The 14,779-nt window shown below is 60.9% G+C and carries 11 protein-coding genes; 7 read left to right on the top strand and 4 right to left on the bottom strand.

Translation table 11 applies throughout. The features are described 5' to 3' along the window. The first annotated feature begins 291 nt into the window (after nucleotides 1-291). Nucleotides 292-1,959, top strand: coding sequence for a DUF885 domain-containing protein (locus ACLQ8T_RS03875; protein ID WP_413455745.1), 1,668 nt, complete (start codon nucleotides 292-294; stop codon nucleotides 1,957-1,959). Nucleotides 1,960-2,013: 54 nt separating this feature from the next. Here the strand turns inward: ACLQ8T_RS03875 and ACLQ8T_RS03870 are convergent, their stop codons facing one another. Then, nucleotides 2,014-2,403: a VOC family protein gene (locus tag ACLQ8T_RS03870; protein ID WP_141359264.1), complete on the bottom strand. Its 390-nt coding sequence runs from the start codon at nucleotides 2,401-2,403 to the stop codon at nucleotides 2,014-2,016. A 213-nt stretch (nucleotides 2,404-2,616) separates the two neighbouring features. Here ACLQ8T_RS03870 and ACLQ8T_RS03865 point away from each other — a divergent pair, with 213 nt between their 5' ends. The 6 genes from ACLQ8T_RS03865 to ACLQ8T_RS03840 all read left to right on the top strand — a co-directional run bounded on the left by ACLQ8T_RS03865 (nucleotide 2,617) and on the right by ACLQ8T_RS03840 (nucleotide 11,708). Continuing rightward, entirely contained in the window at nucleotides 2,617-3,096 is a 480-nt protein-coding gene (locus ACLQ8T_RS03865) for a DUF2975 domain-containing protein (protein ID WP_413455744.1), read from the top strand. A 234-nt stretch (nucleotides 3,097-3,330) separates the two neighbouring features. After that, a complete protein-coding gene (locus ACLQ8T_RS03860) occupies nucleotides 3,331-4,707 on the top strand; it encodes a dicarboxylate/amino acid:cation symporter (protein WP_413455743.1) in 1,377 nt (458 codons plus the stop codon). 113 nt (nucleotides 4,708-4,820) lie between these two features. Next, nucleotides 4,821-5,492 (top strand): TetR family transcriptional regulator, encoded by a 672-nt coding sequence (locus ACLQ8T_RS03855; RefSeq protein WP_413455742.1) that lies wholly within the window; start codon nucleotides 4,821-4,823, stop codon nucleotides 5,490-5,492. Between the two features lie 4 nt (nucleotides 5,493-5,496). Further along, complete coding sequence (locus ACLQ8T_RS03850; RefSeq protein ID WP_413455741.1) at nucleotides 5,497-9,000, top strand: MMPL family transporter; 3,504 nt, start codon at nucleotides 5,497-5,499, stop codon at nucleotides 8,998-9,000. Then, complete coding sequence (locus tag ACLQ8T_RS03845) at nucleotides 8,997-9,638, top strand: Maf family protein (protein WP_413455740.1); 642 nt, start codon at nucleotides 8,997-8,999, stop codon at nucleotides 9,636-9,638. Before ACLQ8T_RS03850 ends, ACLQ8T_RS03845 begins: the two co-directional genes overlap by 4 nt. Nucleotides 9,639-9,923: 285 nt before the next feature. Continuing rightward, nucleotides 9,924-11,708 (top strand): acetyl/propionyl/methylcrotonyl-CoA carboxylase subunit alpha, encoded by a 1,785-nt coding sequence (locus ACLQ8T_RS03840; protein WP_413455739.1) that lies wholly within the window; start codon nucleotides 9,924-9,926, stop codon nucleotides 11,706-11,708. A 75-nt stretch (nucleotides 11,709-11,783) separates the two neighbouring features. Here ACLQ8T_RS03840 and ACLQ8T_RS03835 read toward each other — a convergent pair whose 3' ends face one another. The 3 genes from ACLQ8T_RS03835 to ACLQ8T_RS03825 all read right to left on the bottom strand — a co-directional run bounded on the left by ACLQ8T_RS03835 (nucleotide 11,784) and on the right by ACLQ8T_RS03825 (nucleotide 14,622). Continuing rightward, nucleotides 11,784-12,239, bottom strand: coding sequence for a DUF6176 family protein (locus tag ACLQ8T_RS03835; protein WP_413455738.1), 456 nt, complete (start codon nucleotides 12,237-12,239; stop codon nucleotides 11,784-11,786). Between the two features lie 56 nt (nucleotides 12,240-12,295). After that, a complete protein-coding gene (locus tag ACLQ8T_RS03830) occupies nucleotides 12,296-13,051 on the bottom strand; it encodes an SDR family oxidoreductase (RefSeq protein WP_413455737.1) in 756 nt (251 codons plus the stop codon). Nucleotides 13,052-13,233: 182 nt separating this feature from the next. Continuing rightward, nucleotides 13,234-14,622, bottom strand: a complete 1,389-nt coding sequence (locus tag ACLQ8T_RS03825) for an MFS transporter (RefSeq protein WP_204720962.1) — start codon at nucleotides 14,620-14,622, stop codon at nucleotides 13,234-13,236. Nucleotides 14,623-14,779: the final 157 nt, after the last annotated feature.

Genomic DNA, 14,779 nt, shown 5'->3' with positions numbered 1-14,779 from the left:
AATCAGATTCGTCGCCCTCCAATTCTAACGAACTGACAAAACCATCGCCATGGAGAGTTCTCCCCATGCATGCTGACTAGGCGGTTCGGCAACGCAACACAATCCGGAAGGCCGTTCATGACTTACCGCGGATCACTGCTTTCCAAGGTGTTGCACACACATCCATCGCTGGCAACTCTAGCGATGCAGCCCTCACCCTTTGAATGCCAGCTTGGGCGAGGGATAAGTAATAGAGAATGAACCCGCGGAAAAGTCTTCAACAAATCTTTCATATCAGCTACTGTTAGCTACATGACATCCCCCGCACCGCACCGCGATCCCTCGGCCATCGACCAGATCGCCGAAGATTTCTTCGCCAAATCCCTTGAACTGACCCCGGAGTGGGGAGTTTCCCTTGGCATGCCGGGTTACGAAACCGCCTACGGCGACTATTCCCCTGCCGGCACGACCCAGATGATCAGCTTGCTGCGCGAGACCTTGGGCACTTTGGCCAACGCCACCCCGGTCGACGCCATTGACGAGGTCTCCCTCGATGCGATGACCGAGCGGTTGAGCCTGGAGATGGAAATCCTGTTCACCGGGCGCACCGAACTGAACAATATTGCCAGCGCGGCCCAGGAAATCCGCTCGATCATCGATTTGATGCCGCAGGATACCTCCGCGGATTATGCCTTCATCGCCCAGCGGATGTCGAACATCCCTGCCGCGATTGACGGCTACATTGCGTCCCTGCGAGATTCCGCCTCGAACGGCTTGGTCGCCGCACAGCGACAGGTCTCCATTGTGATCACGCAAACCACCGACTACGCCAAGGACGGCGGCTTCTTCGACCAGCTGGCCGTCTCCGGCACCACGGTGGATGCCGCATTGCAGGAACAGCTTCAAGCCGGTGCAGACGCCGCAAAGACGGCCTACCGCAAGCTCACCACCTACCTGCAAGATGAACTCCTGCCGCAGGCACCAGCCGAAGACGCGGTGGGCCGGGAGTACTATTCGCTGATGTCCCGCCGCTTCCTGGGCGCAACAGTGGACCTGGAAGAGACTTACACCTGGGGAGTCGGCGAGCTCGATGCCATCATCGCCGAGCAGCAGCGCGTCGCCGAGCAGATCAAGCCGGGCGCCACGATTGAGGAAGCCAAGAAGATCCTCAACGAGGATCCGGCACGAAAGCTGAAAGGCACCGACGCCCTGCGCGAATGGATGCAGGGCAAGGCGGATCAGGCCATGGCCGATTTGTCGGGCACCCATTTCGAGATCCCGGCACCCATGGACCGCATCGAGTGCATGATCGCCCCAACCCAGGATGGCGGCGTGTACTACACCGGGCCGTCGGAAGACTTCAGCCGTCCGGGCCGGATGTGGTGGTCGGTTCCGCCGGGAGAAGATGAATTCACCACGTGGGCCGAACTGACCACCGTGTACCACGAAGGCGTGCCGGGCCATCACCTGCAGATTGGCACCGCGCAGATGCAGGCAGCTACGCTGAACAGCTGGCGCCGATTGATGTGCTGGGTTTCCGGCCACGGCGAAGGCTGGGCACTGTATTCCGAGCGTCTCATGCACCAGCTGGGCTACCTCGACGACCCAGGCGACTACATGGGCATGCTTGACGCGCAGCGCCTGCGTGCAGCTCGCGTGGTCTTCGACATCGGTGTCCATTTGGGCTTGGAAGTCCCCGCGCAGTGGGGCTCCGGCACCTGGAATTCCGAAAACGGCTACGAGTTCCTCCAGAAGAATCTGGACATGTCCAAGGGGCAGCTGGACTTCGAGTACAACCGCTACCTCGGTTGGCCGGGCCAGGCCCCGTCCTACAAGATCGGCCAGCGACTCTGGGAGCAGATCCGCGATGATCTCGCAGCGGCCCAGGGCGAGAACTTCTCGCTCAAGGATTTCCACACCGCGGCATTGCAGCTCGGTTCAGTGGGCCTGGATACCCTGAAGCGCGCACTGGTCAAGTAGCTTCCAGCAATGCGAATTGGCAGCCCTGCAATACTGCAGGGCCGCCAATTCGCATTACGCCTTGTAGCTGGAAATCTGGATCAGATTGCCGCAGGTGTCATCAAAGGTCGCCACCATCACGGGACCCGCGTCCATTGGCTCCTGGGTGAACTCCACCCCCAATGAACCCAAGCGCTCGAATTCCGCCTGGACATCATCAACGGCAAAAGACGTTGCCGGGATGCCATCGGCTTTCAGCGCCGCACGGTATGGCCCGACCGCTGGATGCGCCGCCGGTTCGAGAAGGACTTCAGGACCATCTTCCTGGTCGGCAGCGACGAGGGACAGCCAGCTGTACTCCCCGACGGGAATGTCGTGCTTTACCTTGAAGCCCAGCACCTCGGTATAAAACGCTTTGGCTTTCGCCTGGTCATCGACGAAGACACTCGTGATGTATACGCGCATTAGTTTCCTTCTTTCCGCTCCGGAATGGACCACGGCAATAAATTCGCACCGCTTTGCTGGCTCCTACCGTTCCACAAGACACCGACAGATCAAGGCTGGCAGGCCCTGCGTGTGAGATCACCGCCCCGAATCACGGAGTCCAGTAGCGTGAAATCGCGATACACTCGACAGATCCTATTGATAATCGATAGATTATGATTGATAATCAATCGTATGACGAATTCTGCCATTGCTCTGCTTCGGGCTTCGCTGATCGCTATCTTCCTCGGCGCACTCTTGGCCCAGACGCTGATTTTGCCGCTGTTTATCGCAGAGTCCGTCAGCATCCATCCCGAAGTTGCCTATCTGGCCACCCCATACCGATGGGTGGTGACGGCCGGAATCATATGCCTGCAGGTTTCCCTGGCCTGCGTCTGGATACTGCTGTCAAAGGTTCAACGCCAGAGAATCTTCGAGAATAGTTCACTGCGCTGGGTCACCACCATCATCTGCGCATCCGCGATCGCCACCTTCTTGGTCCTGGGATTGGGATTTCACTTGCTGGCGATCGTCGGCGCCGGCGGTCCCGGCGTATTCCTGATGGTCGCTGGCACCGTGGCGTTCGGCAGCGCCGCCACCTGGCTGCTGGTTGTGATGCGCAATCTGCTCGCGTCGGCAATAGGACTGGAAGCCGAGATGCGTGCAGTGATCTGACTTTTCATTGCACAGTCAAGGCAAATAGTCCAGAAGCAATGAAGGACACGCAGAAATTCCCAAATGACGAACTTTGTTTCGGCGCCCAAGGAACCCTTCATTTCTTGCGTAATTCGCCGGATTTGTGACCCCGGGCACCGCTTTGGAGTGCAATGAAGCACAAACAGCGAAATATCGTCATGTTCAGTAACATTGACTGCTGGCCGAGCAGATGAGCACCCTAATCTTGAACGCATGTCTACTAACGCACCTGCATCTAAGCTTCCCCGCTGGATGACCAGTTTCGGACCGCAGATCATTGCGGCACTGATTGTCGGTCTCCTTTTGGGCCTCGTGGCCAAGTACACCGGCAGCACCACCGAAGAGCCCAACGGCCTGGGTGAAGCCCTGTCGATCATTGGATCCAGCTACGTAGCCCTGCTGCGCACCGCGGTAATCCCGCTGATCTTCTTTGCAGTTGTCGCCTCGATTGCCAACCTCGCCAAGGTCACCAATGCAGCACGGCTCGCATGGCAGACCCTGCTGTGGTTCGCCATCACCGCTCTGGTCTCCGTCGTCATCGGCATGGTCCTCGGCACCGTTTTCCGCCCCGGAGCGAATACCGGCCAGGACATGCCGGATGACTACACCGGCAAGACCGGCGACTGGCTAGGCTTCCTCACCGGATTGGTCCCAGCCAACTTCCTGGGCCTGGGCGCCAGCACCAAGCTTGCCGATGATGCCACCGCCACCACCTCGATCAGCTTCAATGTCCTGCAGATCCTGGTAATTGCCATTGCTGTGGGCATCGCCGCACTCAAGGTCGGAAAGGCAGCAGAACCCTTCCTGGCGTTCTCCACTTCTATCTTGGCGATCATCCAGAAGGTCCTCTGGTGGATCATCCGCATTGCACCGATCGGCACGGTTGGCCTGATCGGCAACGCTGTCGCCACCTACGGCTGGGACACCATCGGCGCGCTGGGCAAATTCACCGTAGCGATCTATGTTGGCCTGGCACTGGTGCTGTTCGCGCTGTACCCGGTCCTGATCCGTGCTCATGGCCTGTCCATCAAGCAGTACTTCTCGGGCGTTTGGCCAGCCGTGCAGCTGGCCTTCGTCTCGCGCTCGTCGATTGGCACGCTGCCATTGACCCAGCGCGTCACCGAACGCAACCTCGGCGTGCCTTCGGGCTACGCTTCCTTCGCGGTGCCGTTGGGTGCCACCACCAAGATGGACGGCTGCGCTGCCATCTACCCGGCGATCGCCGCCATCTTCGTTGCCCAGTTCTTCGGCGTCGAGCTCTCGCTCACCGATTACTTCCTGATTGCCCTGGTATCCGTCCTGGGCTCGGCGGCAACCGCAGGCACCACCGGAGCCATCGTGATGCTGACGCTGACCCTGTCCACTCTGGGCCTTCCACTGGCAGGCGTCGGCTTGCTGATGGCCGTTGACCCGATTATCGACATGGGCCGCACCGCGGTGAACGTCGCGGGACAGGCACTGGTTCCAACCATTGTCGCCAAGCGCGAGGGCATCTTGGACATCGACATGTACAGCGCACCACGCAATGGCAATCCTTTTGCCGACGAAAGCATCTCGGCTCCAGACGCTGAGGCAGCCGCGGCCAAATAGGCATTGCTGGAGGCAATCGGCGCACGGGCATTTACGCCCGTGCGCCGATTTCTTGTTTAAGGTCACACCCACCACTTTTGCACAGGGTGCAACTTTGCACGTAGTGTAATCATGTGACTTCTCCAAGTACCGGCACCCGCCGCGAACTGAACAAGCAGGCGACAAAACAAGCCATCGTCGAAGCCGTCGCGGATCTGCTCCGCCACGGCTCTGGCACCGCGCTCACTGCTACCCAGATCGCCGAGGCGGCAGGAATCTCCCGGCGTACGCTCTTCAACTACTTCCCCTCGGTGGATGCGGTCTATTCCTATCCACTGCATCAGGTCCTGGGAACCATGGTGGATTCCATCAGCGACCTGAGCGATTCCATGCCATTGGTCGAAGCGATCATCGAAGCACTCAAGTCCGATGATGTCGCGCGGTTGCTCGGACAAGTAGCGCACTTCGGTGCGTTCTTGCGGACCGAAGGTGCCAACTGCGGCTTCCCCGCCATGATGAATGAATGGCAGACAGCCGCCACTGAAGTCATCGAGAAGGTCGCCCGGCGCTATCCGCACGCCAATACCTTCACCGTCAGGGTCTTCACCAATGCGCTGCTCGGCGCAGGCCAAGCCGCCTTCGACGAGTGGATCGAACGTCTGCCCGCCACCGAAACTGTCGGCATGGACATCTCCCCCGAACTCATTTCCGTCTTCCATTCCTTGATTACCCAGGCCATGGAAACCCTTGACGAGGGTTTCAAGGCCTTGCCGCTTTCCAGCACTAGCACCGTGAAGGACATCTAAGCTCATGGCTTCCCTCCTCTACCGCCTCGCGCGATGGGCACACCTGCACCGCTACCGCGTCATTTCGATGTGGCTGGCAGCCTTCATCTTCATTGGGCTGTGCGCCAGCTTGTTCATGGGCCAGCTGTCCAATACCTTTACCCTTCCCGGAACCGAAACCCAGCGCACCCTGGACCGGATGAAGGAAGAACTTCCGGATCTCGCCGGCGGTTCCGGGTCCATCGTGTTCCGCGAAAGCTCGGACCGGCCGCTGAATGAAACCCAGAAGCAGGCCATCGCCGAGTCCTTGGACCAGCTGGGCATGCATTCCCAGGTCGTCGAGGCTATGAGCCCCTTCGAATTGCAGGAAAAGCTCGACAAGGCCCAGCCTGAGCTGGACAAGGCGCAGCAGGAACTGGTTGACGGCCAGAAAAAGCTGGACGATGCCAAGGAGCAAATTGCCGAAGGCAAGGTGCAGCTCAAGGATGGCCGTGAGGAGCTCACCGAAGGCTGGGCCCAATACTTCGACGGGCAGAAGGAAATCCAGGATGCAGAACCGCAGATCGCCGCAGCCGAAAAGCAGCTGGCCGATAGCCGCGCACAGCTGGAAGCCGGGCAGCGTGAGCTGAACTCGGGCCGCGAGCAGCTGGAGGCTGGCGAAGCGAAGTACGAGGCCGGATTGGCCCAGTACAAGGACGGCAAGGTCGAATACGATGCGGGCCGGGAACAGTTCGAGGCTGGCGAGAAGAAGCTCGAAGCCGCCGATGCCAAACTGGCCGCGGGCGAAAAGGAATACCAGGCTGGCATGGACCAGCTGCTCGGCGACTCCTCCCGCAAGGAATTCGAGGCAAACCTGTCCGACGGCAAGAAGGAAGCCGCCGCGGTCCTGAAGGCTGCCGAGGACGGACTGGCCGAGGCACAGGCAGGCCTGGCCGAAGCTGAAGCGGCGATCAAGAACCTGACTGCCCAGATCGAGAACACCCAGCGGCTATTGGCTGAGGCCGAGGCCGCTGGAAACCAAGAAGAAATTGATACATACACCAAGCAGCTAGCGAAGCAAGAAGGCAGCTTGGCTGAGGCGAAAGCCGCGAAAACCGCAGCAGAAACCGGAATCGACGAAGCGACCGACGGCAAGCAGCAGGCTACCGACTCGCTGGAGCAGATCGCCACCGCCGAAGCCGGCCTGAAGCAGCTTGATGCCGCGCGCAAGGAACTCGACGCCGGCCAGGTCCAGGCCAAGGCCGGCCACAAGGAACTGGAAGCCAACCGCGGCCAGCTTGATGCCGCCAAAACCCAGCTGGATGCAGCCAAAGCGCAGCTGGATGCAGCCAAGAAGGAAATCGCCACCAACAAGGCGAAGCTGAACCAGGGCCAGGCCGAGCTCGATGAAGGCCGCGCCAAGCTGGAAGCCGGGCAGCGTGAATTCGATGCCAAGAAGGCCCAATTCCTTGAAGGCAAGGCCGAACTGGCAGCAGCCAAGAAGCAGCTTGAAGACGGCGAAAAGACCATCAAGGAAAAGACCGCCGAGCTCGAGCAGGGCGAAAAGGATGTCGAGCAGGGCCTGAAGGACCTGGAGTCCGGCCGTGCTGAGCTGGAATTCGCTTCCCGACAGGTGGGTGCCAGCTCGGGCATGCGTTTCGTTTCCGAAGACGGAAGCACCGCAGTTTCGCAGGTGAGCTTCAAGGTCCAGACCGACGCCCTGACTCCTGATGACCGCGAGCAGATCAAGGCCATCGCTGCAGGGCCGCAGGCCAATGGGGTTCAGGTGCTGTTCTCCAAGGAGATCATGCAGGACATGTCCCAGGTCTTCGGCGCCTCGGAAATCGTTGGTGTGGTGATCGCCGCCATCGTCCTGCTGGCCATGCTCGGCACCTTGGTCGCCGCCGGCTTGCCGCTGGTGCTGGCGATCCTCGGCGTAGGGGCTGGCGTGGGCACCACCATGGCGTTCTCCTCGCTGATCGACATGGCCTCGATTACCCCTGCCCTGGCGCTCATGCTGGGCCTGGCGGTGGGCATCGACTATGCGCTGTTCATCATCCACCGCCACCGCTCGCAGCTGCTTTCCGGCATGGAGGTCGGGGAGTCGATTGCCCGCGCGGTGGGTACCAGCGGCAACGCGGTGGTCTTCGCCGGCCTGACCGTGATCATTGCGCTGGCAGCCCTGGCTGTCCCGGGACTGCCGTTCCTGACCGTCCTGGGCCTGTCGGCCGCGTTCACCGTCCTGTGCTCGGTGCTGCTGAACATCACCCTGCTTCCGGCGCTGCTGTCCCTGGCTGGCAATAAGCTGGTATCCAAGCGGGCCCGCGAGAAAGCCGCCGCAGATGCCGAGAATCCGAAGGTCAAGGAATCAGTCTCCACCCGCTGGGTGCGCATGGTCACGAAGATCGCTGTCCCAGTGACCTTGCTAGTGGTAGTCGTTCTGGGTGCCATCGCCCTGCCGGCCACGCAGATGCGCACCGCATTGCCCGATGGCAGTGCTGAACCGGCTGATTCGCAGGCCTTCCAGGCCTACGAGCAGACCAGCGACAAGTTCGGCTCGGGCTACAACGGCCCGCTGCTGGTCCTGGCTGACCTGCCTGCGGGGCTGAGCGAGCGCGAAGCGGAGGAGAAGAGCCTTGACGTGGCCGACCTGCTGCGCGAATACGACGGTGTCGTGGCCGCCATCCCGGTCACCATGACCGACGACCGCAGCTTGGCCGCCATCCAGGTGATCCCTACCGATGGCCCGTCCTCGGAAGCCACCGAGGCGCTGGTGCACCAGCTGCGCGCAGACTACTCGAAGTTCTCCGAGGCCACCGGCGCCGATATTGCAGTGACCGGACAGGTTGCCGCGCAGATTGACGTCTCCGAGAAGGTCACCGCCGCGCTGGTCCCATACCTGAGCATCGTGGTGGGCCTGTCGCTGATCCTGCTGCTGCTGGTCTTCCGCTCGGTGGTGGTTCCGCTGCTGGCTACTGGCGGCTTCCTGCTTTCGCTCGCGGCCGCCTTCGGCGCCAGCGTCATGGTCTACCAGTTCGGCTGGTTCTCCGCGCTGTTCGATGTCAACGTTCCAGGTCCGCTGCTGTCCTTCCTGCCGATCCTGCTCACCGGCATCCTGTTCGGCCTGGCCATGGACTACCAGGTCTTCCTGGTCTCGGCGATGCGCGAACGCTACGCCCACGGCGAGCCTGCCAAGGAGGCGGTCCGTTCCGGCTTCTCGATGGCCGCACCGGTGGTCACCGCGGCCGCGCTGATCATGATTTCGGTCTTCGCCGGCTTCGTGTTCTCGCACCTGGCAATGATCCGGCCGCTCGGTTTCGCGCTGGCCTTCGGTGTGCTCTTCGATGCGTTCATCATCCGCATGACCCTGATTCCTGCAGTCATGCACCTGCTGGGCGACAAGGCCTGGTACCTGCCCAAGTGGCTGGACAAGATCTTGCCCGACGTTGATGTGGAAGGATCGAAGCTCAACGAAATGCTGGAATCCGAGGAGAACTCCTCCCATGACGTTTCCAGCCAGGACCAGACCAAGGAGAATGCGGCAGTATGAGCGAACAGCTGAAACCCGAAACCCGGCTGCTTTTGGCGTCGGCTTCCTGGGGGCGCAAGAAGGTTCTGTCCGATGCCGGCATCGCTTTCACCACCCAGGTATCCGAGGTGGATGAAGATGCGGTGCTTGCCGCCGCAGTGGCCCGCGACGGCGAGCAGTCGCCAGCGCAGACCGCCTTGCTGCTGGCCCGTGCCAAGGCCGAGAACGTGGCGCAGGCCGGGCAGCCGGCAGGCACCGTGGTGCTGGGCTGCGATTCGGTCTTCGAGCTTGATGGCGTGGCCTACGGAAAGCCGCACACCGCGCAGGTGGCCCGCGAACGGTGGCAGCAGCTGAGCGGTGCCACCGGCATCCTGCACTCGGGCCATTGGCTGATCGATACCGCCGATCCAGCCCAGGCCCGCGGCCAGGTCTCGTCGACCGTGGTGCATTTCTCCACCGTGAGCGATGCCGAGATCGAGGCCTACGTAGCCAGCGGGGAACCACTGCCCTGTGCCGGAGCCTTCACCATTGACGGACTGGCCGCGGCCTTCATCGAGTCCATCGAAGGCAACTTCCAGAACGTTGTCGGCTTGGATGTCTTCGTGCTGCGCGGCCTGCTGGCGCAGGCCGGGATCAACCTCGTGGATCTCTGGAAATAGACCGGCTCTCGCCGGATGATGGTGCCTTCCGCTGCATGGCGGAAGGCACCTTTTTCATGCCTGGAATTCCTTGCTCAGCAGCATCTGGTCCTCCCCGGCCCCTCGGATGCTGGCCGCCGCAGGCCTCGCCGGGCAGGTTCAGCGAAGCCATAGCGCGAGATTGCCTTGTAGGATTCCTCTAAAAATTTCACCCTAACACCCTCGTTTTAGGCGATAACTACATATAGTTCCCACAAAAACGATAGGCTCATAGCTGAGAAACCCTATTTTTAAAAGACAAGGTTCATGATGAATCCATTGACGAAGGTGCTTATCGCCAACCGTGGCGAGATTGCAGTGCGTATTATCCGTGCCGCCCGCGATGAAGGAATCGAGTCTGTTGCGGTCTACGCCGACTCCGATCGCGATGCGCTGCATGTGCGTCTGGCTGACGAAGCCTACGCACTGGGTGGCACCACCGCCGCTGAATCGTACCTTCGCATTGAGAAGATCCTGGACGCCGCCGAACGCTCCGGTGCCGACGCGATCCACCCTGGCTACGGCTTCCTCTCGGAGAACGCCGAGTTCGCTCAGGCGGTCATCGACGCCGGCCTGACTTGGATTGGCCCTTCGCCAGAATCCATCGACAAGCTCGGAGACAAGGTCAAGGCCCGCCACATCGCTGAAAAGGTCGGTGCTCCGCTGGTGCCCGGCACCAAGGATCCGGTGGCTTCGGCCGACGAGGTCTATGCCTTCGCCGACGAGCACGGACTTCCATTGGCCATCAAGGCCGCGTACGGCGGTGGCGGACGCGGCATCAAGGTGGTCCGCAACCGCGAAGAAATCGGCGAAATGTACGATTCGGCGGTCCGTGAAGCTGTCGCGGCTTTCGGCCGCGGCGAATGCTTCATCGAGCGCTTCCTGGACGCACCCCGCCACGTGGAAACCCAGTGCCTGGCCGATGTCCACGGCAATGTGGTTGTCGTTTCCACCCGCGACTGCTCGCTGCAGCGCCGCAACCAGAAGCTCGTCGAGGAAGCACCGGCCCCGTACTTGAGCGAAGAGCAGACCGCCCGGCTGTACGAAGCGTCCAAAGCGATCTTGCGCGAGGCAAAGTACAACGGCGCAGGCACCTGCGAATTCCTAGTGGGCCAGGACGGTGTCATTTCCTTCCTCGAGGTCAACACCCGTCTGCAGGTGGAGCACCCGGTCTCCGAGGAAGTCACCGGCTTGGATCTGGTTCGCGAGCAGTTCCGCATCGCCCGCGGCGAAGAGCTGGGCTACACCGACCCCGAACTGCGTGGCCACTCCTTCGAGTTCCGCATCAACGGCGAGGATGCCGGTCGCAACTTCATGCCGACTCCAGGCACCATCACCAAGATGAACCTGCCTTCCGGTCCCGGCGTCCGCGTGGATTCGGGCATCGAGCAGGGCGAGACCGTTTCGGGGAACTTCGACTCGATGATCGCCAAGCTGATCGTGACCGGCCCGACCCGCGCGATCGCCGCCGCCCGTTCACGCCGCGCTTTGGAGGAATTCCAGATCGAGGGCATGGCCACCGTGCTGCCATTCCACCGCGCGGTGATGAGCGATCCGGCGTTCGTCCCGGAAGAGGGATCCTTCAAGGTCCATACCCGCTGGATCGAGACCGAATTCGATACCGTCATCGAGCCTCACCCTATGCCCATGGGCGGCGAGGAGGCAGCCGAGGAAGAGCGCACCAGCGTGACCGTCGAGGTTGGCGGAAAGCGCTTGGAAGTCACCCTTCCCTCGTCGCTGGGCTCCGTATCCTCCAACGGCGCCGAAAAGACCGCAGGCAAGAAGAAGCGCAAGCCGGGCCGCAAGGCATCCGGGGCCGCTGGTGGCAATAGCGCCGAACTGCGTTCGCCAATGCAGGGCACCATCGTGAAGGTTGCCGTCGAGAATGGCGACACCGTTTCCCAAGGTGATCTGATTGTCGTGCTTGAAGCGATGAAGATGGAGCAGCCGATTACTGCTCACCGTGATGGCGTGGTCAGCGGCTTGGAAGTTGCTCCGGGCGAGACCCTGTCGTCGGGCGCCCTCATCGCGTCGATCGACGACGCCAAGTAGAACCCGCCAAGCGCACTCGAGGGCCTGGACAGAATTGTCCAGGCCCTCCGGTGTTCTTCTTTCAGCCCATGGGTTCTACTTTGGAACTTGTCCATGTTCGGCCCAATGCACCATCGATGCTCGGAGGTGATCTGGCATGAGCAGGAACTTCGGTTCGAGTTCTTCCCAGCCCGCCATTTTCGCCTGGCGGCTAGCTGCTTCGTGGGTCGCATCGATATCTTGTCGCGTATCGAGCCCGCTGCCGTTCTCGCCCACCAAGCTCAAGTGATAGATCCACACCGAACCATCGGCCTCCACGTGCCTGAATGTCGCTTCCAGCACTGCCCGCTGCGCAGATAAGGATGCCTCGCATTCTTCGTAGCGGTTGTTCAGCGTTTCCATCCATGCGTCGAAGTTCTCATCTTGCCCATCCTTGATTCTTGAACGGCTCAGCTCCAGCCGCATGCCTTGCGGCACTGAAGATGGCATCGTGAAGCCGGGAAAGTCCCGAGGCGTGGGGATATAAGGAACATACGGTTCTTTTTCGTCCATGATGTGATGCTTCCAGGATCCGCCACTTTTGTCACGATTACTTGGCGACTGGAAACTCAGGCTGATCCGGGCTGCTGTCGAGCCAGCCAGGCATCGAAGGTTTCGTGGCCTAGCCTCGCGGAATTGCCGGGCAGCAGTCCCCCATCGCGCATTGCCTTGCCCATGGGACCGGGAACAGATACTTCAACAATCTTTGGCGACTTGCCTTGGGCTTGCAGGTATTTGGCGATTAAATCGGGAGCGTATTCCTCTTGCGGCCCCGCAAGGTCTTGCACCACGCCCTGGACCGGTCCCCCGGCCAGGGCAACGAGTGCGGCCGCCACCTCGCTGCCCGCGATGGGCTGCATCCGCATCTTCGGCGCCATCTGCACCGGCCCTGCACCCAGGCGGCCGATATTCTGGCCAATGAATTCGTGGAACTGTGTAGTGCGCAACAGGGTGTAGCCGCCGGGAAGCATTTGCAGCATCCGCTCTTGCGCCGCTTTGCCGGCGTAGTAGCCAGAATCCACCGTGGCGGCACCAATGATCGACAGCGCCACGTGGTTCTGCACCCCGGACTCGCGTCCTGCAATGACGAGGTTGGCCGTCGATTGGGTGAAATACCGCATGGAGGCAGCAGAACTCACCGTGGAGGCGCCGGAAACATCGATGACCGACTCGCAGTCGACCAGCCTTTGCTCGACCGCGCTGCGGCTCGTCAGGTCGCATCCTTTGGACCGGGCTAACACAACTGGTTCGTGGCCTGCATTCTTGAGCTGTTCCACCACCAGCGCGCCGATGGCACCGGTGCCGCCCGCAACTGCGATACGCATGAGCGCTCCCCTTCGGTGTTGAATATGTCGTGTCCCATGCTTCCATGCCTTGTATGAAGTTGTAAGGGGCGGAGCTCTCTTTCACCTCGCATTCACCTATGGCCGTCGGGAATGGCAAACGGCCCGGCGAATCATCGTTGCCAGATGATTCTCCGAGCCGTTCACTCAGCAATGCCGTCGAATTACTCGACCCACTCTTCCATATCCATGTCCGAGGTATCGCGAGTCATGAACAGCGCAACCAAGGTCAGGACCGCGCCAAGCGCCAGGTACAGGCCAACACCCATGGTGTTGCCGGCACCGGCCTTCCACAGGGCCACAGCCACGAAGGACGCAGGAGCCGCACCAATTACCGAAGACAAGTTGTAGGCAACAGCCGAACCGGTGTAGCGCACGTTCGAGGGGAACAGCTCCGGCAGGTAGGCGGCCATCGGGCCGAAGGTCAGACCCATCAGGGTGAACCCGATGACCAGACCGGCCATGGCAGCGCCTTGGCCTGGACCGAAGAACAAGGTCCAAGCCAGCCCGAAGACCAGGATGCCCGAGGTGACCCAGATCAGGAACTTGCGGCGGCCGAACTTCTCAGCCAATGGACCAGAAACCATGGTGAAGATGCCGAAGAAGACAACACCGATAATCAGCATGGTCAAGAAGGTTGGGCGTTCAATGCCCAAGCCTGGAACGAAGCCGGCTGCGTCAAAGGTCTTGCCCTTGGCTTCAGCGGCAGCCGTCGCCTGCTCGACGCTAGCTGGCTGCGTGCCGTAGGTCAGGGTGAAGGAAGTCATCAGGTAGAACAGCACGTAGGTTGCCAGCATGATGAAGGTACCGGCCAAGGTTGGGCGCCAGTGCTTCTTCATGGTCACCGCGAATGGCGACTTCACGACCTTCTGCTGATCCAGAACCTTCTGGAAGGAGGAGGATTCGACCAGCTTCAGTCGTACCCACAGGCCGATGATCACCATGACAGCCGAGAAGAAGAACGGAACGCGCCATCCCCAAGCCATGAACTGTTCTGCGGTGCAGAAGGTCTGCAGGGCCACGAACATCAGGTTCGCAATGATGAAGCCGATTGGGGCGCCCAGCTGAGGGAACGTGCCGTAGATGGCGCGCTTGTTCTTCGGAGCATTCTCGGTGGCCAGCAGCGCCGCGCCGGACCATTCGCCGCCGAGCGCCAGGCCCTGGGCGAAGCGCAGCAGCACCAGTGCGGTCGGAGCCAATACGGTCCAGTGGCCGGCAGCCGGCGGCAGGAAGCCGATCAGGAAGGTAGCGATACCCATCAGCAGCAGCGAGGCTACCAAGGTGCCCTTGCGGCCGAGCTTGTCGCCGTAGTGGCCGAAGATGATCGAACCCAGTGGACGAGCCACGAATGCCACACCGAAGATCGCGAACGAGGAAAGGATCGCGTTGATGGTGGAGGCGTTGGGGAAGAAAAGGGCTGGGAAAACGAGAACCGACGCGGTGGCGTAGGCATAGAAGTCGAAGAATTCGACGGTGGTGCCAATCATGCTGGCGAACAGCACGCGACCGCGGGTGTTTTCCTTCGGCGCCACTGCTTGGTTAGCCTGCGACATGTGAGGCTGCTCCTTAGAGTGAAAGTACGAGTGAGATGTTCAATTTTGCTGTCATAATCGTAAACCTCGGTGACCAGTATTCGGATATTGATGTCCATTATTTGGACACATAGTTAATGGAACCTGAACCGAGATCGGCAATTCACGGGTCTACTAG

This window comes from Glutamicibacter sp. FR1 (genome assembly GCF_047300825.1).
Lineage (GTDB): Bacteria > Actinomycetota > Actinomycetes > Actinomycetales > Micrococcaceae > Glutamicibacter > Glutamicibacter nicotianae.
The sequence above is the reverse complement of the archived record's forward strand: the minus strand, read 5'-3'. Positions and strand labels throughout refer to the sequence as shown.

What these genes read in the sequence shown, in the direction of transcription:
- ACLQ8T_RS03825 (WP_204720962.1), bottom strand. Translation starts at nt 14,622, where the DNA reads ATGTCGCAGGCTAACCAAGCAGTGGCGCCGAAGGAAAACACCCGCGGT.
- ACLQ8T_RS03860 (WP_413455743.1), top strand. Translation starts at nt 3,331, where the DNA reads ATGTCTACTAACGCACCTGCATCTAAGCTTCCCCGCTGGATGACCAGT.
- ACLQ8T_RS03835 (WP_413455738.1), bottom strand. Translation starts at nt 12,239, where the DNA reads ATGGACGAAAAAGAACCGTATGTTCCTTATATCCCCACGCCTCGGGAC.
- ACLQ8T_RS03850 (WP_413455741.1), top strand. Translation starts at nt 5,497, where the DNA reads ATGGCTTCCCTCCTCTACCGCCTCGCGCGATGGGCACACCTGCACCGC.
- ACLQ8T_RS03840 (WP_413455739.1), top strand. Translation starts at nt 9,924, where the DNA reads ATGATGAATCCATTGACGAAGGTGCTTATCGCCAACCGTGGCGAGATT.
- ACLQ8T_RS03865 (WP_413455744.1), top strand. Translation starts at nt 2,617, where the DNA reads ATGACGAATTCTGCCATTGCTCTGCTTCGGGCTTCGCTGATCGCTATC.
- ACLQ8T_RS03870 (WP_141359264.1), bottom strand. Translation starts at nt 2,403, where the DNA reads ATGCGCGTATACATCACGAGTGTCTTCGTCGATGACCAGGCGAAAGCC.
- ACLQ8T_RS03830 (WP_413455737.1), bottom strand. Translation starts at nt 13,051, where the DNA reads ATGCGTATCGCAGTTGCGGGCGGCACCGGTGCCATCGGCGCGCTGGTG.
- ACLQ8T_RS03845 (WP_413455740.1), top strand. Translation starts at nt 8,997, where the DNA reads ATGAGCGAACAGCTGAAACCCGAAACCCGGCTGCTTTTGGCGTCGGCT.
- ACLQ8T_RS03875 (WP_413455745.1), top strand. Translation starts at nt 292, where the DNA reads ATGACATCCCCCGCACCGCACCGCGATCCCTCGGCCATCGACCAGATC.